Genomic DNA, 17,939 nt, shown 5'->3' with positions numbered 1-17,939 from the left:
TCGCTAGCGCCCCCACAGTTTTCAGGCGAGCGGCGGAACCCGGCCGTATGTCCGAACTCAGCGACTACGTCACGGATATCGTCCACGAACCGACCCAGACCGAGGGTAAGGGGGTCGACCTCACCGTCGCCGAGGTGTCGGAAATCGTCGCCCCCGGCCGCATCGACTTCGGCGGCGGCGAACTCGAACCGGCCACGACCGTGCCACACCGGAGCAGCAAGCGCGACCCGGACGACGACTACGAGTGGTGGTCGCTCGGCGCGGGCCAGTATCTCGTCGAGTTCAACGAGTCGCTCACCGGCGCGGCGACGGTCACCCTCCAGCCCCGGACCGAGCTGCTCGAACGCGGAGCGACCCATCCCACGGTACACGTCGACGAACTGCCGCGAATCCCGCTGTCGGTCGGGGGCGCGGGGCTGAAACTCAAGGAGAACGCGCGGGTGAGCACCGTCGTCGCCGCGGACAGCTAAAGCGGGGTGACTGGACTCAGGACGGATAACCGGCAGTATTCCGCGTTAGCGTCGCCGAGAGCCGCGGCGAGAGGGAACCGGGAGTCCCGCGGACGGTTCGATGCGTTTTTGGCGCGTGATAGATTGAACTGACGTATGGCTGAATTCACGGTCGCCGTCTCCGATCCGGAGAGCGGCCACACGTATCAGATCGAGGTCGACGGACAGGACGCCAACCGCTTCATCGGCCGAGAGCTCGGCGACGAGGTCGACGGCGGCGCCGTCGGACTCGACGGCTACACGCTCGAACTGACCGGCGGCTCGGACACGGCCGGCCGACCGATGCGGCCCGACGTCCGCGGCGTCGGCACCAAGGCGATCATGTCCGACGGCGGCATCGGCTTCGAGCCGACCACCGACGGCGAGCGAAAGCGCATCACTGTCCGCGGCCGAGAGGTCAGCGACGAGACCCGCCAGATTAACGCGAAAATCGTCGGGCGCGGCAGCGACGACGTCGACGAGCTGCTCGGCGACGAGGAGTGAGCGCCCGCTCGCGAACGGAGCGCCCATGAGTGAGCGCGTCGCCAGCGACCACGACGCGGTCGACACCCACCGCGTCCCGATAGAGGCCGTCGGCCGCACCGGCCGCCCGCGCGTCGTTCTCCCCGACGAACTCGGGCTGTCCGACGGCGATGTCGTCACGCTCTCGCTCGACGGGGACGACTACGAGGCCCGCGTCGGGACCGACCTAGACGGCGACTCGACCGTCACGCACGCCGCCGACAACCGCCGGCTGGCCCGCGAGCGCGACGGCGAGAACCGCCTCGCCGAGTGGGTCGACGACGCGGACGTCTCCATCGCCGGGTCGGCCCATCTGGACGTTGTCACCGAGGGCCACCAGTACGGCCTGCGAACGCCCGGCCGGCGAGTCGTCTACACCGCGACAGCGGCCCCAGATTCGTCGCTTTCGGACATCGCAAGCGACCTGGACGGCTGATAGCGGTGTCCCTGCCCGCCGGTCGGCCCCGGTTTTCCGAGATGATACTCGCGCGAAACGCTCAATATCCGGGCCGCTGTAGTGTCGGTACCGAGTGAATGTCGGAATCCGTCATCGCGGACTTCGTCGGCCAGTTCAACTCCGAGGTGGCCAGCCGTAGCGACCCCATCAAGGGGCGGGTGGTCCTCTCCCAGAAGCGGTTGGTACTGGCCGCGAGCGAGGACGACAAGCTGACGATTCCCCTCGACTCGATTTTCGACATCGCCATCGGCCAGGTGCCCCCGGACCTGGGCGACTTCTTCCGGTCGACGGTGACCGTCGCCTTCGAGAAGAACGGCAAGCGCCTCGTCGCCGCCATCGAAGCCGACGACGAGAAGATAGAGAAGTTCGGCACCGTCCTGTTCAAGGCCATCATCAACGGGACCGAGACCACGGTCAAAGAGCGGGCCCGCGTCGGCGGGCGCGTCACCGACGAGGGGTTCAAGCGGGCGAAACTCTTTCTCAAGCCCGGCTCCGTCGAGTTCCGCCGCGGCGACGACAGCTTCGTCATCCAGCTCCAGACCGTCTCCGACTTCGAGCGCACCACGCGCGAGATACGCGGCGCCGACCGGCCGGTGCTCGTCGTCCGGCACATGATGGACGGCACCGCCGTCACGACGGAGGCCGCGCTGGCCTCGAGCCGGAAGATGTCCATCCTCGGGCGGTACCTCCGCCGGGAGTACTCCGAGCTGATGGAGCAGCTCAAGAAAGTCGAGCTCACCAAGGGCAAAAAGGAGGTGCTCGTGGCCATCTACTCCACCGGGGACATGGACGGGATGCCCCTGGCCTCCATCCTCGGGAAGGACTCCTCCGAGGTGTCGATGCTGCTGCAGGACCTCGAAGAGGACGGCCTCATCCAGGACGGCGCCGACGGCCCGACGCTGACTCCGACCGGGCAGGTCGTCGCGAGCCGGCACCTGGAAGACGTTAATGCCTAACCACTTTTTACACCGAACGAGCGCGGCAAAGCCGCGCTTGTTCGGGCAAAAACGTGGGAAAATCGCGGCTTTGCCTCCTGTCGCGCACCACAGGTGCGCGGTAGTCGGCTCGCCGCGTTGGAACCGGCTCGCTTCGCTCGCCGGACGCTAACTGACTGCTTCTTTAGTTTCTACGACGGCAGCCCTGCCCTTCCCCGTCAGCGCTCGGGTGCGACAGCCGTCGCACCACTCTCGCCCGGCCCACCGCTACCCCTCGGCCGCGTCCGCGACCAGTTCGGTAGCTAAACGCGCGGCGTCGGCGCCCGTCTCGCCGAGCACGTAGGTGATGGGTTCGATGCCGAACGCGCCCCGGTGAAAGAGCACGTCGGGTACTGCATCCCGAGCCTCGAACTGCTCGCGGAGGCGCTCGCCGCGGTTCTCGTAGCCCGCCTCGAACTCCAGCCGGTCGAGCCCGCGTGACTCGGCCGCCCCGAGCACGGCGTCGTCGGTGGCGAGGTTGACCGCGCCCCGGCGCTCCCCGTCGACGGCCATCGCGGCCAGAATCGTCGTCGCGACGTGTTCGGAGGCCCCGAACTCTGGGTTGGCCGGCACCTCGACCTGGCCGCCCATCTCGTAGATTCGGCCCGGGACAGCGGCCACGTCGGCGACGGACGCCGCGTCGGGGAGGGCGGTGCCGACGTTCGTCCCGACGTTGGGGACGGCGGCGGCGACGCCGGGGCTGGTCGCCAGCAGCCGGGTGGCCTCGCGCACGTCGTCGAGCACGGCGCGTTCGGTCCGAAGCTCGGGGTTCTCGCCCCGGACACAGAGGTCACAGCCCAGTCCCTCCAGACCGGGCATGGCCTCCTCGTGGAGCTCACAGATGGGACCCCGGTCCTCGAAGGCCCGGACGAGCTCCAGCACGGCCGCGAGCGCGTCGTAACCGTCCATCTCCCCGCTGGCCAGCCCCGCGGCGACCGACTCGACGGTCGCCTCGGTCCGGGGGTGTTCGGCAATCGGCGGCGCCAGCTCCGGCTCGCCGCTGACGTACGTCGAGACGGCGGCCTGCGTCACGCCGAGGTGGCCGGCCACTTCCTCCTGTGTCAGTCCGTGGGCGGCGAGCTCGCGGGCGAGCAGCGCACGCAGCGTCGGCAACACGTCTTCGACGACGATTTCGCTTGGCAGCCGGAGCGACATACCCCGCCTTTCGGGAAGCGGTGGCTTATAATGTCGGCCGGCCGCCCCGGTGTATAATTGGATTATATCACTAGCTTATATCACGGTGGGTCCCGGACACTCGGCCATGCGCTTTACCGACGAACTGGCCGAGGTGGGCGACCCCGTCTGGGACGCCATCGTCGCCCACCCGATGGTCGAACAGCTAGGTGAGGGCACGCTGGACGAGGCGCCGTTTCGCTACTGGGTCCGGCAGGACTACGTCTACCTCGTCGAGTACGCCCGCGTGTTCGCGCTGGGGGCCGCAAACGCCCCGGACCTGGCGCGGATGGGCACGTTCGCCGAACTGCTCGACTCGACCATTAACACGGAGATGGACCTCCACCGCGCCTACGCCGCCGAGTTCGGCATCGGCGAGGCGGAGCTGGAAGCAACGGAGCCGTCGCCGACCACGCGGGCGTACACGGACTTCCTGGTACGCGTGGCGGCGACGGGGAGCTTCGGTGACCTCGTCGCCGCGCTGTTGCCCTGTATGTGGGGGTTCAACGAGACGGCCCGGCGGCTGGACGAGCGGGGTCGCCCCGACCACGAGGGGTACGCCGAGTGGATAGAGACCTACGCCGGCGAGGAGTTCTCGGAACTCACCCGGTGGTGCAAGGAGCTGATGGACGACGTGGCCGAGGGCGCCACCGAGGCCGACCGCGAGCGCTACCGGGACCGCTTCCGGACCTCCGCCCGCTACGAGTACCGCTTCTGGGACGCCGCCTGGCGCGGGGAGAGGTGGGGAATATGAGCCGCGGCGACGCCCGAGCGGACGTGCCGGCCACCGACGCCGCCGGCGGGAGTTCTATCTCCCGGATGCCGCCCGAAACGGGAGGTGATGACTGATGGTGGGAAGCGCGCTCGCGCTCGGGCTGACGGTCCTGACCCTCGCCGCCTTCGCCGGCGTCGGCGTCTGGCGGACCCGGGGACGGGACACGTCGGCCGACGACTTCCTCACCGCGCGCAACTCCGTGGGCGGGCGGGGCCTGACGGCGACGCTGGTCGCCTCGGTGATGGGCGTCTGGATTCTGTTCTCGGCGCCCGAGGCCGGCGCCGGGTTCGGCATCGCCGCCGCGGTCGGCTACGGCATCGGCGAGGCCGTCCCGATGCTGGCGTACACGAGAGTCGGCCCGCGAGTCCGGAAGCTCCTCCCCGAGGGCCACTCGCTGACCGAGTACGCCCACGTCCGCTACGGGACGGCGTTCTACGGCTTCGTCGTCCTCGTGAGCGCGCTCTACATGTTCATCTTCGTCGCCGCGGAGCTGACCGGTATCGCCAGCGCGCTCTCGCTCGTAGCGGGGGTCCCGCAGTGGCAGACCGCCCTGCTGGTCGGCGGGTTCGTCCTCCTGTATACGAGTTACGGCGGCCTCCGGGCGACTATCGTCACCGACACCCTCCAGGCAGTGCTGGTCGCTCCCCTGCTCGCGCTGGTGGTCGGTGGCCTCGTCGTCGCGCTCGGGGGCCCCGGCGCCGTCTACGCCGACGTGGCGGCGTCGAACCCCGCGCTGGTCGACCCCACCAACGCGGCCGGCCTCCGGTTCGGGCTGGCGCTCTCGTTTGCCATCTTCGGCGCCGAGATGGTCAACCAGACGTGGTGGCAACGCATCTACGCCGGCCGGGACGACGACACCGTCGCCAGTAGCTTCCGGAAGGCGACCGTCCTCAACGGGAGTATCGTCGCCCTCGCGACCTTGCTCGGCGTCGTCGCCGTCGGACACGCCGGCGGGGCCCTGGAGTCGCCCAGCATCGCCTTCTTCGTCCTCGTCCAGAGCGTCTTCGGCGAGGGCGTCCTGCTGGGGGTCGTCCTACTGGCGCTCCTCTTAGTCGTCAGCTCCGTCGACTCGCTGTTCTCGGCGCTGGCGAGTCTGGTCACCGCGGACCTCCCGCGGCTGCTCGCGGACCCCGCCGACCGACGGCTCCGGCTGGGCGCGCGCCTGCTGACCGGGACCGTCGCCGTCGCGGCCATCTACGTCAGCGTCCGGGCCCAGAGCGTCCTGGCGCTGTTCTTCTTCGCGGACCTGCTCGGGGCCGCCGTCGCCGTGCCCCTCGTCGCCGGCCTCTACTCCCGGCAGCTCACCGGCCGGGGGGCGCTCGTCAGCAGCCTGCTCGGACTGGCCGTCGGAGTGGCGTACTTCCCCGACTTCCGCGGCGTCTGGACCGCGACACCGCTCGTCGGCGACCTGCTGCCCGCCGCCGACCCGCTGTATCTGTCCGCCTTCGGCGGGGCCGCGGCCGCCTCGACGGTCGGTACGCTCGTCGCCGTGCGGCTCTCCTCGTCGACGTTCGACTTCGACCGGCTGTCGGATGCGGGGACGACGGCGATGGCCGACGGCGGCTCGGAACGGGGCGACTGATGCGGCCTTAGAAGGGATGGCACCGGCACGCGTTTCCGCGCTATCGCTGTGTCCCCACCGCGTCGGCGACGTCGACCGACCCGTCGCCGGAAACCGTCACCCGGTACCCCGCAAAGCGGAACGAAACCCGGAGCCCTGTCCGGTCGGGACCTGACGGGGCCGTCGCGAACAGGGCATCCAACGCATCCGGGTCGATGCTGTCGTAAAGGGGGGCCAGTTCGGCCGGGGCCGCCCCGGCTTCCCGACAGATGGCCTCGACAACACGGTAACTAACCGGCCGTGCTTCCGCTGAGTCGACCGTGGCGCTCATTCAGGTACCCCGCGCGCTCTCGCTGTTTCGCCCCAGTCCCTTCCGGGACGCTGTAGCTCGGGCACTCGTCGGTTCGTCACCGGACTCCGGTCGAGAAACACCGAATGCAGTGTCACTCATAACCCGTGCAGTGGTACAGCCCGACGGCTGCTAAACCCGCGGCCGTAGATGTACCACTACTTATACGTGCTGTCGGGCGGGACCCGCGGGGCCGTGCGGCCCATCACTGTTCGTGGATGATGGTGTTTTCGAGGACGTTCGCCGTACCACGGCGGAGCCGAGCGGAGAGCGCGTTCTGGGAGATACCGATGTCGGCCGCGAGTTCGACGAGCGTCGTCTCGCGGGGGACCTCGAAGTACCCGGCGCGGAAGGCCGCTTCCAGCGCCTCCTGCTGGTCCTCCGTCACGTCGTACTGGCCCCGCTCCTGGGGGTTCTCGGGCCGGTATATCCGCTCGGGCTGGACGGTGAACTCGTGGTCGAGACAGTAGTCGTGGAACTCCGAGAGCCGGCCCTCGCTCGGAAATAACACCGTCACCCGCCAGCGCTGCCCGTCGCTGCTTGTGGCCTCCAGCACGGTCGCTTTCGCGTCCGCAACGGCCGTGATGAGATTCGGCAGGCCGGCCTCCCAGGTGACGCGATAGAAGCGTTCGTCGTCGGTCTCCCCGTCAGCGTACTCCTCCAGCGTGAGCACGTCCCGAATCGTCTCGTCGTCGCGAAGCGCCCGCTCGAACGTCTCGAAATCACCGCCGGCCGCCCAGAAGTACGGCGTCACGAGGCCGCTGCCGCCGACGACGCGCTTGATTTCGATACGCATGTCCGGTGTGGCAGTCAGCGTCTCCGCCAGCACGAACTCGGCCGCCGGAACGGTGAACTCCGCCATGACGCTCATACGTGGGCTTCACCCGAACGGGGGATAAAACAGTAGCCTTAGTGTCATGACGGCCGGACGACCCGCGGACCCGTCTGTGTATCCCCAGCCACAGTCCCGGTGTCGAGACGGCCCGGCTCAGTCACTGGTCCGCGATGGCGTCGCCGGCGATGGAGCGGCCCCGCGCTTCGAGTTGAACCTCCCGTCGCGTCCGGACCGGCTCCAGGATGTCGGCCTCCATCAACCGGTCGTAGACGTCCTCGACCTCGTCGATGTCCATGTCGACGAACTCGGGGATTTTGAACGGTGAGATTCCGGAGTACAGCGCCATCAGCACCTGCGTCTCCTCGTCCGAGAGGTCGACGTCGTCGGCGGCGTTGCGCTGCTCGCCCTGCCGGACGAGCCCGCCGATGAGCGAGACGTGCCGGGGCGACCCGGAGATGTGGGTCTCGACGCTGGTCCCGTCGATGGTGTGTTCCACTTCGAGCAGCGGCCGCTCCTTGCCGCGAATCTCCTTTTCCTTCTGTTCGACGGTCCCCACGTCGTCGATGTCGAGTTCGACGAAGGTGCCACTGGAGATGGCGATGTTGACGGTGTCTTCCTGCTCCTCGTCTATCTTAAAGCGGGCCTTCTCCCAGGTGGCCTCCGTGACGACGCCCCCCTTCACCGCGGGGTGTTTGACGAGGACGACAATCTGGTCCAGCAGCGTCCGGTAGAGCTCCTCCTCGAACTCGTCGGCCTTCGGGGAGACGAGCCACGCGTCCCGCCCGGCCTGGAGCTTGACGTAGCCGTCGACCTGAGCCAGGGGCTGGTTCATCTGGCTGGCGGTGACGCTGGTGAGTTTCGACAGCGGGATGGTGCGTTTCCCGTCGTTGGTCGCGAGGACGAGCCGCTTGTTCGACAGCAGGATACGGCCGGGTAGCCACTCGATGTCGTTGCGCTTGCGCCCGTCCTTGACGACCTGGACGAACTTTCCCTTGGTGTCGACCAGTGCGTGTTCCCCGCTCATCTACCCGGAGTGGTGGATGTACGCCCCGACGGGACTTAATCGCCCCGACCGGCGGTTCGGTCCCAGGCGCCTCATATCCGGCCCCCGAGCTTCGAGATGGCCGAGAACGCCTTCTTCCGAACGATGTCGTGTTCGGTCTCGTCGATGAGCCTGTCCAGTTCCTTCCGGGAGCGCTCGCCGCCGACCTTCCCGAGCGTGAAGATGGCCTGCCCTTTCACCTGGGGGTCCACGCCGTCGTCCTCGACGAGTTTCAACAGCCGGCGCTCGACCATGTTATCCTCCCCGCCGAGTTCGGCGAGGCTCGTGGCGGCGAACTGACGCAGCATCTGGTCGTCGTCCTGCAGGGCCTCGACGAGCGTATCGATGACGCGCTGGCGGCCGTCCTCGCCGGCGACGCGGCCGAGCAGCCAGGCGGTGTTGCGCCGCTGGGCGGCCTGGGTGCTCTCGTCGAGAATCTCGACCAGCGGGACGACGACGCTCTGGTCGTCCTCGCTCGATAGCTTCTCGACGACGGTCTCCCGGATGTCGTGGCTCCGGTCGCTCGGGACGTTCGACAGCAGTTCGATGAGCGAGTAGACGGCCGTCCGCCGGACCGCCGCCGAGTCGTCTGAGAGCGCCTCGACGAGGTAGTCGACGGGGTTGTCGTTCTCGAAGTTGCCGAAGGCGCCGACGGCGATGCGGCGGACCCGCTCGTTGTCGTCCTCGTACATCGGCAGCAGGGTCTGGAGGGCCTGCCGGTTCCCGATGTTGCCGAGCGCCTCGGCGGCCTCCCGGCGCACCGCGGCTTTCGGGTCCGTGAGCAGGGACTCAAGCGGGTTGGTCGCCCGCGAGTCCCCGATCTTCCCGGCCGAGCGGGCGGCCCGGGCCCGCACGCGGGGGTCAGAGTCCTCGAAGCGCTCCGCGAGTTTCGGGACGCTGTCGGACTGTTCCAGCCGCCCCAGCCCGTTTGCGGCGGCCATTCGGAGCTCCGGCACCTCCGCGTCGAGAGCCTGCATGAACGCCTTGGCCTTCACCCAGTCGGCGGCGTCGGCTTCGAGGTCGACGCCGGCCATGCTCCCGATGAGCTGCTCGATGGCCTCGCCGCCCAGTTCGTCGAGCGAGTCGATGGCCGCCGCGGTCACCGCGTCGCTGTCGCTCTCCGCGGCGTCCACGAGCGCGTTGACCACGTCCCGTCGGTCGTCGTGGTCGGGAAAGTTCCCGAGCAGTTCGGCGGCCCGGAGCTGCACCCGCTCCTTGTCGCTTTCGCGCAACACGCGGATGAGTTCCTGGACATCGCCGTCGCGTTCGAGTTGGTAGAGGCTCATACCCGACGGTAGATACGGTGCTGCTTGTCGACCGGTTCGAAGTCGTCGCGACACTCGGAGGGCAGTGTCTCTGTCATCCCGATCATGAGATAGCCGCCCTCCTTGAGCGACCCCCGTATCGTCTCGAAGATGGGCACCTTGAACTCCGCGTCGATGTAGATGAGCAGGTTCCGACAGAAGACGAGGTCGAAGTCCCGTTTGGCCTCGCCGCGGATGAGGTCGTGTTGCTCGAAGGTGACCATGTCCTTGACTGCCTGCTTGACCGTGAAGGTGTTTTCGTCCTCGTCGACGTACTCCGTGTAGTCCGAAAGCGGGGCGAGCTCCTCGGCGATGTCGGTCGTGTGGGAGGTCTCGTAGGTCCCCTTGCGGGCCACCTCCAGGATGTCGCTGTTGATGTCGGTCCCGAGAATATCGACCCGGCGGGCCTCGGTGTCCGGGTCGTCCAGCGCGAGCATCGCCGCCGAGTACGGTTCGCGCCCGTCCGCGCTGGGGGCCGACCAGAGCCGCACCTTGCGGTTGTTCTCGGCCAGGTCACGCAACACGGGCCGCAGCGCCTCCCAGGCCTCGGGGTTCCGGAAGAAGCCGGTGACGTTGATAGACAGGGAGTCGAGCAGGGCCTCGCGCTCCTCGTCCTCGCGTTGCAGCAGCTGCTTGTACGCCCGGTAGCTGTCGGTTTCGGTCCGGCGCATCCGGGCGCTGATGCGTCGGTCGAGGTAGGCGTCGTTATAAAAGCCCGACTCGAAGTCCATCTCCGCTTCGATGAAGCCAAGCAGCTGCTGGAACTGGCGGTTCTCGGCGCTCATAGCGTCACCACGTCGAGGATGTGGACGATGTTGCCGTCGCCCAGCACCGCGGTCCCGGAGAGCCCAGGGGTCCCCGAGAGGATGCCCTCCAGCGGTTTGACGACGACCTCCTCCTGGCTGTTGACCGAGTCACAGTGCAGGGCGACCTGTCGTTCCGACTCCCGGATGCGGACCAGCATCCCGTCGCCGTTGGTCGTCTCGCCGGGCACGTCGAAGGTGTCGTCCAGGTGGATGACCGGGTAGATGTCGTCGTTGTGTTTGATGACCTCGGTCCCGTTGACCTGCTTGACCGACGAGGTGCCCGTTATCTCGTCGACGTTCTTGATGGGGACCCCGTACTCCTCGTCACCGACCTCGACGAACAGCACCTTCACGATGGCCATCGTCACCGGCAGCCGCAGGCCGACGGTCGTCCCCTCGCCGGGCGTCGAGTCGACGTTGACCGACCCGTCGAGCTGCGTGACGGTGTCGTGGACGACGTCCATCCCGACCCCGCGCCCGCTCGTGTCGGTCACCTCGTCGGCCGTCGAGAAGCCGGGGTGGAAGATGAGGTCGTAGATGGCCGAGTCGTCCATCGCGTCCAGCTCCTCGGGCGAGCGGACCCCCTTCTCGATGGCCTTGTTCTTGATGCCCTCGACGTCCAGGCCCGCGCCGTCGTCCACGACCTCGATGACGACGTGGTCCCGTTCCCGGGAGGCGCGGAGGGTGATGTTCCCCGTCGGCTCCTTGCCCGCGGCCTCCCGCTCGGCCGGCGGTTCGATGCCGTGGTCGACCGAGTTCCGGAGGATGTGCATCAGCGGGTCGGATATCTCCGTGAGGATGGTGCGGTCGAGCTCGATGTCCTCGCCCTCGATCTCGAAGTCGATGTCCTTGTCGAGTTCCCGGGCGAGGTCACGGACCAGCCGCGGGAACTTCCCGACGACCTTCTTCAGCGGGATGAGACGCATGTCCATCACCGTGTTCTGGAGGTTCGCCGTTATCTTGTCCAGCTCGTTCAGCGTCTCGCCCGCCGAGTCGAGGTCCTCGGTCTCGACGGCCCGGCGCAGCTTGATACGGCTGGTCACCAGCTGTTCGACCAGCCCGTGCAGGTCGTCGAGCTGGTCGACGTCGACCCGCACCGACTTTATCTCGTCGACGCTGTGTTCCTCCTCGCCGCCGCTGTCGGCCGCACCGACGCCGTCGGCGCCATCGTCCGCTCCGGCCGCCGGGTCGGTGTCTGGCGCCGCCGCGGTCAGACTGTCCGTGACATCGGTCGCACTGAAGGAGTCGATTTTGCCGATAGAGCCGAGCTCGGCGTCGACCGTCGCGGCGTCGCCCGCGTCGAGATAGAGCTCGAAGGTGTCCTCGAACTCGCCGTCCTCGATGTCGGCCCGGCTGGGCTCGAAGGCGAGGATGTCGAAGACGTCCTCGACCGCCTCCAGCGCCAGCATCGCGTCCACGCCGAACATGTCGGAGTCACCGACGCCGACGACCGCATGGACGACTTGCCCGTCCGCGGCGCTCGCGTCGATGTCGAGGTCGAGGTCACCGGTCGGGGCGTCGGCACTCTCCGTCGATTGGTCGGCCGCTGGCGCCCCGCCACCGGCGGCGTCGGCCCCCTCTTCGAGCACGGTCCGCAGCTGGTCGACCAGCTCGTCGGAGTTTGTCGTCGACTCGCCCGCTTCCTCGATCTCGTTGACGATGACCTCGATCCGGTCGACGCCGGCGAAGATGAGGTCCATCACGTCGGGCGTCACCTCCATCTCGCCCTGTCGCATGGCGTCTAACAGGTCTTCCATCGCGTGGGCGAGGTTCGCCGCGTCGTCGAAGCCCATCGCGCCGAAGTTCCCCTTCAGCGTGTGGGCGGTGCGGAAGATGGAGTCCATCGCCGCCTCGTCGGCGGGGTCTGACTCCAGGTCCAGCAGAGAGTTGTTCAGCTCGGTTATCGCCTCCTCGCTTTCACGGATGAATGCGTCGAGATACTGGTCGTCCATTATGAGGTCACCTCAGTCGTTATCGTGTCGAGAATCCCGTTCGGGATCTCGTCGATTGGCAGCACGCTGTCGACACAGCCGGTTTCGACCGCCCGCTTGGGCATGCCGTACACCGCGGACGTCGCCTCGTCCTGTGCGATGGTGCGTGCCCCCGCGTCTTTCATTCGAACGATACCGTCGGCGCCGTCGCCGCCCATCCCGGTGAGGATGACGCCCACTAGCGGGTCGTCGATGACCGCGGCGGCCGTCCGCATCGTCACGTCGACGGCCGGGCGGACGCTGTTCTCCGGCCGGTCCTCGGTCAGTTTCACCCGGAGCCGGCCGTTCCGGTAGTTCTTCACCTCCATGTGGCGGTCGCCGGCGGCGACGAGCGCCTCGCCCCCGCCGAGGCGGGCACCGTCGGTCGCCTCCAGCACGTCGTAGTCGCTCCGGTCGTCGATGCGCTCGGAGAAGCGGCCGGTGAACCCCTCCGGCATGTGCTGGACGATGAGAACCCGGAAGTCCGCTTCCCGGGGGAGCTCGGCCATCACCTGCTCGACCATCTTCGGTCCCCCGGTCGAGGAGCCGATGACGAGCGTGGGGTCGCCGACGTACGACCGGCTCCCGGTCCCCGTCCCGCTCTGCCCGCCGGCCGCTCGGGACGGCGACGACCGGGCGCCCCGCTCGCCGACGTCGACCTGTGCGACCGAGGTGACGATGTCGACGAGCTGGTCTTTCAGCCGCGACATCTCCATGGACACCTCACCGCCGGGCTTCCGGAAGAAGTCGACCGCACCCTTGTCCAGTGCCTCGAAGGTCACGTCGGCGTTCTCGTCCGTGTGCGCCGAGAGCATGAGCACCGGCGTCGGGTGTTCGGCCATTATCATTTCGGTGGCCTCGATGCCGTTCATCTCCGGCATCTCGACGTCCATCGTCACGACGTCGGGCTCGTGCGTGCGGACGGCCTCGACGGCCTCCCGGCCGTTCTTTGCCTGGGCAGCGACCTCAATACCCCCCTCTTCGAGGATGTCCGAGATGACACTCCGCATGAAGTGAGAGTCGTCGGCCACCACTGCACGCGTCCCACCGGGCATCGTCAGTTCGGTCCCTGTGGGCCGGGGTTCGTGTGTGGGCGAAACATCTGCATAGCTACGCCGAACTCCCCGCCGGCCCAAAATAAAGACTCCGCCCACGTAATCAAAGTTGATAGCCCAGTACACAGCCTTTTATACACCAACGGACCACGTTCAGGTATCCGGCAGCCATGTCAGCCCAGTCTACCACAACCGGCCAGGTGCTCGAATTCAAACTCGGCGAAGAGACGTACTGTGTCAGCATCGGCTACGTGACCGAAATCGTCGACGTCGGGGAGCTGACTCAGGTCCCCAACGCCCCGGCCCACGTCGAAGGCGTGATGGACCTCCGTGGCCGGACGACGTCTATCGTGGACCCGAAGACCGTCTTCGGCATCCGCGACGACAGCGAGGGCCAGCGGATAATCGTCTTCGACCCGGACATCGTACAGGACCAGGGCGCGGCCGGCTGGGTCGTCGACGAGGTGTATCAGGTCGTCCAGGTGACCCCCGACCAGATAGACCAGTCCCCCGCCAACGATTCGGGCTCGATTCGCGGCGTCGTCAAACGCGACGACGAGTTCGTCATCTGGGTCGACCCGGCTATCGTCCACAGCTCGCAGTAGCCCCCGTGCGTGTCGGGCAACAAGAGTTTTTAACACCAGAGCACGACGAACAGATAGCTAACTGCAAAGAGAATGATACAGCTAACCAAAACCGGCATCGACGGCCTCGACGACATCCTCAACGGCGGCATCGTGAAGGACTCCACGACACTGATTAGCGGGAACCCCGGCGCCGGGAAATCGATTCTCTGTCTGCAGTACATCTACAACGGCGTCGACATGTTCGACGAGAAGGGCATCTACCTCTCCTTCGAGGAAAACGAGGCAGACATCCGGGAGGCGGCCGAGTCGATCGGCTTCGACAAGTGGCCCGAATACGTCGACAGCGGCGATATCAAAGTGTACGACAAGCAGGTCCTCCTGCGTGAGAACGACTTCTCCTCCTCGCTGGAAATCCTGCTCGAAGACCTCGAAGACGACGACTACGACCGGCTCGTACTCGACTCGCTGGCGATGTTCCAGCTCTTCTTCGACGACGAGAAGGAGAAACGCACCTACCTCCTGAAACTCACCGACATCCTCAAGGCCAACGGGCTGACGACGCTGCTGACCAACGAGCAGGGCGCGGTCTTCCCCGACACCGAAATCGGCCTGGAGAACTACCTCACCGACGGGAACATCTATCTCATCCAGACGCCGACCGACTCCGGCGTCAGCCGGTACGTCTGGGTCGCCAAGATGCGCAAGCAGAACATCGAGACGGACATCTACCCGATGGAGATAGACTGGGGTGGTATCAAGGTCCACCAGAACGCCAGTGCGTTCTCCATGATGAGCGAAGAGGAGTCCCCCCTCTGAACGGCGTTATTACGACGCGAAATGGCGGTCCGGCTGGCTGTACCCGTTAAAATAACCACCTGGGGACAAATTCTTTCATCGGCCGAATCGGCCAGTATCATTGCCGATAGCTTTATTAAAGTCTGAATTTATGATTTGATAACGATGGCATCAGCGGATCTTCTCCAGACGCTGGGAAACAAATACAGCGCTGAGATACTCGATGCGACCGATGAACCCATCTCGGCACAGGACCTGAGCGACGAACTCGAGATCCCAATCGCGACATGCTATCGGCGAATCGACGAACTCACCGAACACGACCTGCTCGAACTCCACGACAACATTCTCTCCGATGACCGCCGACGCATCAAGGTCTACCGGCGCAACGTCGACGAGGTCCGGGTCGATTTCGACGAGGGGCTGTCCATCCACGTCGAGGAGCGCTCCGAAGTCACGAACAAGCTCGACGAGGCCTGGCGAACGCTCTCGGACAGATAGCGCCCCGGACGCCGGCCTACCGAGCGATTATCAGTTGAAATATTTACGAGCGTGGATTTAATACGGGGGTTCGCATACCTACTCTCAGTGCCGATGATAGAACTCCTCTATGCCATCTCGACGCTCGTGTTCGTCGTCGCTGGACTCACCATGGTCGGGATGGCAGTGCGGGCGTACGTCCAAACCTCCCGGCAGGCGATGCTACACCTGTCCGTCGGCTTCTCGCTTGCCGTCGCGGGTGCCGCTGCGACGATGATCAGCGCCTTTATCAACGACTTCGAAGGCGTGCGGTCGCTCCTGCTGGTCAACAGCGGATTGACGACGTTCGGCTTCCTGTTCGTGATGTACAGCCTCGTGACCTACGAGTGAACGACTCCGGCTTACACTGCCCGACCGGCTTTTGACGCGTCCGATGCTGTCAGTCCGATTCCCGTTGTAGTGGCTAGTTCGACACACCCCAAACTACTGAATATTAGCCATAGTAGGGCTCTAAGGCCCGTTATCAGAGTGTATATTTTGGGGAGAGGTATTATTACTGGTGAAAGCAAGCTTCCACTAGGGTCAGACAGACCTGGAATATCCATGCTCGAAACATTCAAACGAGACGACGACCGCGGGCAGGTCGGTATCGGCACGCTTATCGTGTTCATCGCGATGGTGCTGGTGGCGGCTATCGCTGCGGGCGTCCTGATCAACACGGCCGGGTTCCTCCAGAGCGGTGCCGAGGAGACCGGACAGCAGAGTAGCGACCAAGTGACCAACCGGCTCGACGTTGTGAGCGTTATCGGAGAGAATATCGATGCAGCCAACAGCGAAGTTGACCGTGCCGTTATCACGGTCAAAAAGGCCCCCGGTGCGAACAACATCGACCTGTCGTCAACGACGCTCCAGTTTGTCCACTCCAGCGGCTCAAGCGATCTCACCTACGACGGTGACTTCTCTGCGACTGATGCGAGCGGTGCGGATCCGGGCGACGACGTTAACTTCGGTGTGGCAGAGGTCCAGGACGAGGGCGGAGATTCACTATCCACCGATGGTGTCGTACTAAACGACCCCGCGGACCGCGCACAGATAGTCATTGATACCAGCCCCGACACTGGCGTCACTGACGGCTTCGGCGAGGGCGATACGGCAACAGTCAAAATCAATACCCAGTCCGGCGGCACTACCGAAGTCCGGCTCGTGGTTCCCCAGACGCTCTCCGGGGACTCCGCAGTCGGCCTCTAAGCCTGCGCCTCCTTCTTTTCTGTGTCGATTACCGATGAGTACCAGCTATGGAAATGACGGCGTGGCTACTGTTCGCGTCGTCTACGCGATCAGATGTCTGTTGGTCGTCAACTGAAGCGTAATCACTCACACTGCTGTAGAGCCACTCAAACATGTATTATCAGTAGAGATATTTTGAGGGGAGGTATTATTACTGGTGAAAGCAAGCTTCGACTAGGGTCAGACAGACCTGGAATATCCATGCTCGAAACATTCAAACGAGACGACGACCGCGGGCAGGTCGGTATCGGCACGCTCATCGTGTTCATCGCGATGGTGCTGGTGGCGGCTATCGCTGCGGGCGTCCTAATCAACACGGCCGGGTTCCTCCAGAGCGGTGCCGAGGAGACCGGACAGCAGAGTAGCGACCAAGTGACCAACCGGCTCGACGTTGTGAGCGTTATCGGAGAGAATATCGATGCAGCCAACAGCGAAGTTGACCGTGCCGTTATCACGGTCAAAAAGGCCCCCGGTGCGAACAACATCGACCTGTCGTCAACGACGCTCCAGTTTGTCCACTCCAGCGGCTCAAGTGATCTTACGTACCAAGATCAATTCGACTCTGGCGATACGAGCGCCTTGACTCTGGATGGCACCCAGTTCGGTGTGGTTGAGGTCCAGGATCAGGGTGGAGACTCACTGTCCACCGATGGTGTCGTACTAAACGACCCCGCGGACCGCGCACAGATAGTCATTGATACCAGTCCTAGCGGTGTCACTGACGGCTTCGGCGAGGGCGATACGGCAACGGTCAGAATCAACACCCAGTCCGGCGGCACTACCGAAGTCCGGCTCGTGGTTCCCCAGACGCTCTCCGGGGACTCCGCAGTCGGCCTCTAAGCCTGCGCCCCCTTTTCTTCTGTTTTCGACCGCGACCAGCGACGGTATTATACCCCTTCCTCACACACAGTAGGATATGGACCGGGGGCCCGACGAACCGAATCCCGAGGACGGCAAGATTCTCTCCCCCGAAGAGCTTGAGCTGGAGGACGACGAACACGTCACTCAGATAGACGAGGGGCGGTACGTGGTCTCGCCGGACGTCCGCGACGACGATGACGACTACGGCGGCCAGCCCTCCGCGCCGGAGCCGGAACCCGAGCCCGAGCCCCAGGCCCCCGATTTCACCGACGCGAACGTCCACGAGTGGCTCGCCGAGCAGATGGCCGACTCGAACGCCCGTTACGGGTTCGACGTGACCGCGAAGTTCGACGGCGAGGTCGACCAACAGCGGCTCACCTCCAACGATATCGTCACCGTCTTCGAGACGCTCATGCTCTGGTACGGCCGCCAGATGGACGGGTCGACGGACGTCCAGGACGTGCTCGGTATCTTGCTCTCCGAGTCGAACGTCCCGGTGAAGTACCCGCCCGGCAGCGTCAAGACGCTGGCTCGCTCGGCCGGACTCAGCCCCGACGACTCCATCGCGGACCTCATCGAGGCCGTCGAGGACCGCGACGGGGCGAAGCTGTAACGGCG

Annotated in this window: 21 protein-coding genes; 13 read left to right on the top strand and 8 right to left on the bottom strand. The window is 65.6% G+C overall.

From position 1 onward, the window contains the following. The first annotated feature begins 47 nt into the window (after positions 1 to 47). The 4 genes from NJQ98_RS13970 (at position 48) to NJQ98_RS13955 (ending at position 2,423) form a co-directional block, all read left to right on the top strand. Positions 48 to 470, top strand: coding sequence for a dCTP deaminase/dUTPase family protein (locus tag NJQ98_RS13970; protein ID WP_262179730.1), 423 nt, complete (start codon positions 48 to 50; stop codon positions 468 to 470). 135 nt (positions 471 to 605) lie between these two features. Further along, positions 606 to 992 carry a 30S ribosomal protein S6e gene (locus NJQ98_RS13965; RefSeq protein ID WP_262179728.1) on the top strand — a complete coding sequence of 129 codons (387 nt, stop codon included), beginning with the start codon at positions 606 to 608 and terminating at the stop codon, positions 990 to 992. 25 nt (positions 993 to 1,017) lie between these two features. Beyond that, positions 1,018 to 1,446: a DUF7112 family protein gene (locus tag NJQ98_RS13960; protein ID WP_262179726.1), complete on the top strand. Its 429-nt coding sequence runs from the start codon at positions 1,018 to 1,020 to the stop codon at positions 1,444 to 1,446. A 98-nt stretch (positions 1,447 to 1,544) separates the two neighbouring features. Further along, positions 1,545 to 2,423 (top strand): CheF family chemotaxis protein, encoded by an 879-nt coding sequence (locus tag NJQ98_RS13955; RefSeq protein WP_262179723.1) that lies wholly within the window; start codon positions 1,545 to 1,547, stop codon positions 2,421 to 2,423. Positions 2,424 to 2,669: 246 nt separating this feature from the next. Here the strand turns inward: NJQ98_RS13955 and NJQ98_RS13950 are convergent, their stop codons facing one another. Then, complete coding sequence (locus NJQ98_RS13950; RefSeq protein ID WP_262179721.1) at positions 2,670 to 3,596, bottom strand: thiamine-phosphate synthase family protein; 927 nt, start codon at positions 3,594 to 3,596, stop codon at positions 2,670 to 2,672. 106 nt (positions 3,597 to 3,702) lie between these two features. On the opposite strand from NJQ98_RS13950, the gene tenA reads away from it, so the two are divergent. Together tenA and NJQ98_RS13940 are read left to right on the top strand one after the other, a co-directional pair. Further along, entirely contained in the window at positions 3,703 to 4,368 is a 666-nt protein-coding gene (gene tenA / locus NJQ98_RS13945) for a thiaminase II (protein ID WP_262179720.1), read from the top strand. A gap of 94 nt (positions 4,369 to 4,462) precedes the next feature. After that, positions 4,463 to 5,971: a sodium:solute symporter family transporter gene (locus tag NJQ98_RS13940; protein WP_262179718.1), complete on the top strand. Its 1,509-nt coding sequence runs from the start codon at positions 4,463 to 4,465 to the stop codon at positions 5,969 to 5,971. 40 nt (positions 5,972 to 6,011) lie between these two features. On the opposite strand, the gene ddfA is transcribed toward NJQ98_RS13940, so the two are convergent. The 7 genes from ddfA to NJQ98_RS13905 all read right to left on the bottom strand — a co-directional run bounded on the left by ddfA (position 6,012) and on the right by NJQ98_RS13905 (position 13,311). Beyond that, positions 6,012 to 6,281, bottom strand: a complete 270-nt coding sequence (gene ddfA / locus NJQ98_RS13935) for a DdfA family disk-determining factor (RefSeq protein ID WP_262179716.1) — start codon at positions 6,279 to 6,281, stop codon at positions 6,012 to 6,014. Between the two features lie 223 nt (positions 6,282 to 6,504). Further along, complete coding sequence (locus NJQ98_RS13930; protein WP_262179714.1) at positions 6,505 to 7,170, bottom strand: helix-turn-helix domain-containing protein; 666 nt, start codon at positions 7,168 to 7,170, stop codon at positions 6,505 to 6,507. Between the two features lie 121 nt (positions 7,171 to 7,291). Next, the gene (locus NJQ98_RS13925) at positions 7,292 to 8,158 is read right to left on the bottom strand and encodes a CheF family chemotaxis protein (RefSeq protein ID WP_262179713.1); all 867 of its coding nucleotides are present in this window, start codon (positions 8,156 to 8,158) and stop codon (positions 7,292 to 7,294) included. Positions 8,159 to 8,229: 71 nt separating this feature from the next. Continuing rightward, positions 8,230 to 9,462 (bottom strand): HEAT repeat domain-containing protein, encoded by a 1,233-nt coding sequence (locus tag NJQ98_RS13920; protein ID WP_262179711.1) that lies wholly within the window; start codon positions 9,460 to 9,462, stop codon positions 8,230 to 8,232. After that, complete coding sequence (locus tag NJQ98_RS13915) at positions 9,459 to 10,265, bottom strand: CheR family methyltransferase (RefSeq protein WP_262179709.1); 807 nt, start codon at positions 10,263 to 10,265, stop codon at positions 9,459 to 9,461. Before NJQ98_RS13915 ends, NJQ98_RS13920 begins: the two co-directional genes overlap by 4 nt. Further along, the gene (gene cheA, locus NJQ98_RS13910; protein ID WP_262179707.1) at positions 10,262 to 12,238 is read right to left on the bottom strand and encodes a chemotaxis protein CheA; all 1,977 of its coding nucleotides are present in this window, start codon (positions 12,236 to 12,238) and stop codon (positions 10,262 to 10,264) included. Before cheA ends, NJQ98_RS13915 begins: the two co-directional genes overlap by 4 nt. Then, on the bottom strand, positions 12,238 to 13,311 hold the full coding sequence (locus tag NJQ98_RS13905; RefSeq protein ID WP_262179705.1) for a protein-glutamate methylesterase/protein-glutamine glutaminase: 1,074 nt from the start codon (positions 13,309 to 13,311) through the stop codon (positions 12,238 to 12,240). Before NJQ98_RS13905 ends, cheA begins: the two co-directional genes overlap by 1 nt. Positions 13,312 to 13,481: 170 nt before the next feature. Here NJQ98_RS13905 and NJQ98_RS13900 point away from each other — a divergent pair, with 170 nt between their 5' ends. The 7 genes from NJQ98_RS13900 to NJQ98_RS13870 all read left to right on the top strand — a co-directional run bounded on the left by NJQ98_RS13900 (position 13,482) and on the right by NJQ98_RS13870 (position 17,934). Then, positions 13,482 to 13,916 carry a chemotaxis protein CheW gene (locus tag NJQ98_RS13900; protein ID WP_262179703.1) on the top strand — a complete coding sequence of 145 codons (435 nt, stop codon included), beginning with the start codon at positions 13,482 to 13,484 and terminating at the stop codon, positions 13,914 to 13,916. Positions 13,917 to 13,988: 72 nt separating this feature from the next. Then, positions 13,989 to 14,714, top strand: a complete 726-nt coding sequence (locus NJQ98_RS13895) for an RAD55 family ATPase (protein ID WP_262179701.1) — start codon at positions 13,989 to 13,991, stop codon at positions 14,712 to 14,714. A 144-nt stretch (positions 14,715 to 14,858) separates the two neighbouring features. Further along, a complete protein-coding gene (locus NJQ98_RS13890) occupies positions 14,859 to 15,194 on the top strand; it encodes a winged helix-turn-helix domain-containing protein (protein ID WP_262179699.1) in 336 nt (111 codons plus the stop codon). A 93-nt stretch (positions 15,195 to 15,287) separates the two neighbouring features. Next, complete coding sequence (locus NJQ98_RS13885) at positions 15,288 to 15,563, top strand: DUF7521 family protein (RefSeq protein ID WP_262181002.1); 276 nt, start codon at positions 15,288 to 15,290, stop codon at positions 15,561 to 15,563. A gap of 213 nt (positions 15,564 to 15,776) precedes the next feature. Continuing rightward, positions 15,777 to 16,421, top strand: coding sequence for a flagellin (locus NJQ98_RS13880; RefSeq protein WP_262179697.1), 645 nt, complete (start codon positions 15,777 to 15,779; stop codon positions 16,419 to 16,421). 240 nt (positions 16,422 to 16,661) lie between these two features. Next, positions 16,662 to 17,300: a flagellin gene (locus tag NJQ98_RS13875; RefSeq protein WP_262179693.1), complete on the top strand. Its 639-nt coding sequence runs from the start codon at positions 16,662 to 16,664 to the stop codon at positions 17,298 to 17,300. 76 nt (positions 17,301 to 17,376) lie between these two features. Continuing rightward, positions 17,377 to 17,934, top strand: a complete 558-nt coding sequence (locus tag NJQ98_RS13870; RefSeq protein ID WP_262179691.1) for a DUF7500 family protein — start codon at positions 17,377 to 17,379, stop codon at positions 17,932 to 17,934. Positions 17,935 to 17,939 lie beyond the last annotated feature (5 nt).

The sequence above is a fragment of the Haloarcula laminariae genome (assembly GCF_025457605.1).
Classification (GTDB): Archaea; Halobacteriota; Halobacteria; order Halobacteriales; family Haloarculaceae; genus Haloarcula; species Haloarcula laminariae.
Note: the sequence above shows the minus strand (reverse complement) of the source record. Positions and strands in the feature narration are given on the sequence as shown.

What these genes read in the sequence shown, in the direction of transcription:
- NJQ98_RS13940 (WP_262179718.1), top strand. Translation starts at nt 4,463, where the DNA reads ATGGTGGGAAGCGCGCTCGCGCTCGGGCTGACGGTCCTGACCCTCGCC.
- NJQ98_RS13895 (WP_262179701.1), top strand. Translation starts at nt 13,989, where the DNA reads ATGATACAGCTAACCAAAACCGGCATCGACGGCCTCGACGACATCCTC.
- NJQ98_RS13950 (WP_262179721.1), bottom strand. Translation starts at nt 3,596, where the DNA reads ATGTCGCTCCGGCTGCCAAGCGAAATCGTCGTCGAAGACGTGTTGCCG.
- NJQ98_RS13905 (WP_262179705.1), bottom strand. Translation starts at nt 13,311, where the DNA reads ATGCCCGGTGGGACGCGTGCAGTGGTGGCCGACGACTCTCACTTCATG.
- NJQ98_RS13955 (WP_262179723.1), top strand. Translation starts at nt 1,545, where the DNA reads ATGTCGGAATCCGTCATCGCGGACTTCGTCGGCCAGTTCAACTCCGAG.
- NJQ98_RS13915 (WP_262179709.1), bottom strand. Translation starts at nt 10,265, where the DNA reads ATGAGCGCCGAGAACCGCCAGTTCCAGCAGCTGCTTGGCTTCATCGAA.
- NJQ98_RS13875 (WP_262179693.1), top strand. Translation starts at nt 16,662, where the DNA reads ATGCTCGAAACATTCAAACGAGACGACGACCGCGGGCAGGTCGGTATC.
- tenA (WP_262179720.1), top strand. Translation starts at nt 3,703, where the DNA reads ATGCGCTTTACCGACGAACTGGCCGAGGTGGGCGACCCCGTCTGGGAC.
- NJQ98_RS13960 (WP_262179726.1), top strand. Translation starts at nt 1,018, where the DNA reads ATGAGTGAGCGCGTCGCCAGCGACCACGACGCGGTCGACACCCACCGC.
- NJQ98_RS13970 (WP_262179730.1), top strand. Translation starts at nt 48, where the DNA reads ATGTCCGAACTCAGCGACTACGTCACGGATATCGTCCACGAACCGACC.
- NJQ98_RS13930 (WP_262179714.1), bottom strand. Translation starts at nt 7,170, where the DNA reads ATGAGCGTCATGGCGGAGTTCACCGTTCCGGCGGCCGAGTTCGTGCTG.
- NJQ98_RS13885 (WP_262181002.1), top strand. Translation starts at nt 15,288, where the DNA reads ATGATAGAACTCCTCTATGCCATCTCGACGCTCGTGTTCGTCGTCGCT.
- cheA (WP_262179707.1), bottom strand. Translation starts at nt 12,238, where the DNA reads ATGGACGACCAGTATCTCGACGCATTCATCCGTGAAAGCGAGGAGGCG.
- NJQ98_RS13880 (WP_262179697.1), top strand. Translation starts at nt 15,777, where the DNA reads ATGCTCGAAACATTCAAACGAGACGACGACCGCGGGCAGGTCGGTATC.
- NJQ98_RS13965 (WP_262179728.1), top strand. Translation starts at nt 606, where the DNA reads ATGGCTGAATTCACGGTCGCCGTCTCCGATCCGGAGAGCGGCCACACG.
- NJQ98_RS13920 (WP_262179711.1), bottom strand. Translation starts at nt 9,462, where the DNA reads ATGAGCCTCTACCAACTCGAACGCGACGGCGATGTCCAGGAACTCATC.
- ddfA (WP_262179716.1), bottom strand. Translation starts at nt 6,281, where the DNA reads ATGAGCGCCACGGTCGACTCAGCGGAAGCACGGCCGGTTAGTTACCGT.
- NJQ98_RS13890 (WP_262179699.1), top strand. Translation starts at nt 14,859, where the DNA reads ATGGCATCAGCGGATCTTCTCCAGACGCTGGGAAACAAATACAGCGCT.
- NJQ98_RS13900 (WP_262179703.1), top strand. Translation starts at nt 13,482, where the DNA reads ATGTCAGCCCAGTCTACCACAACCGGCCAGGTGCTCGAATTCAAACTC.
- NJQ98_RS13925 (WP_262179713.1), bottom strand. Translation starts at nt 8,158, where the DNA reads ATGAGCGGGGAACACGCACTGGTCGACACCAAGGGAAAGTTCGTCCAG.
- NJQ98_RS13870 (WP_262179691.1), top strand. Translation starts at nt 17,377, where the DNA reads ATGGACCGGGGGCCCGACGAACCGAATCCCGAGGACGGCAAGATTCTC.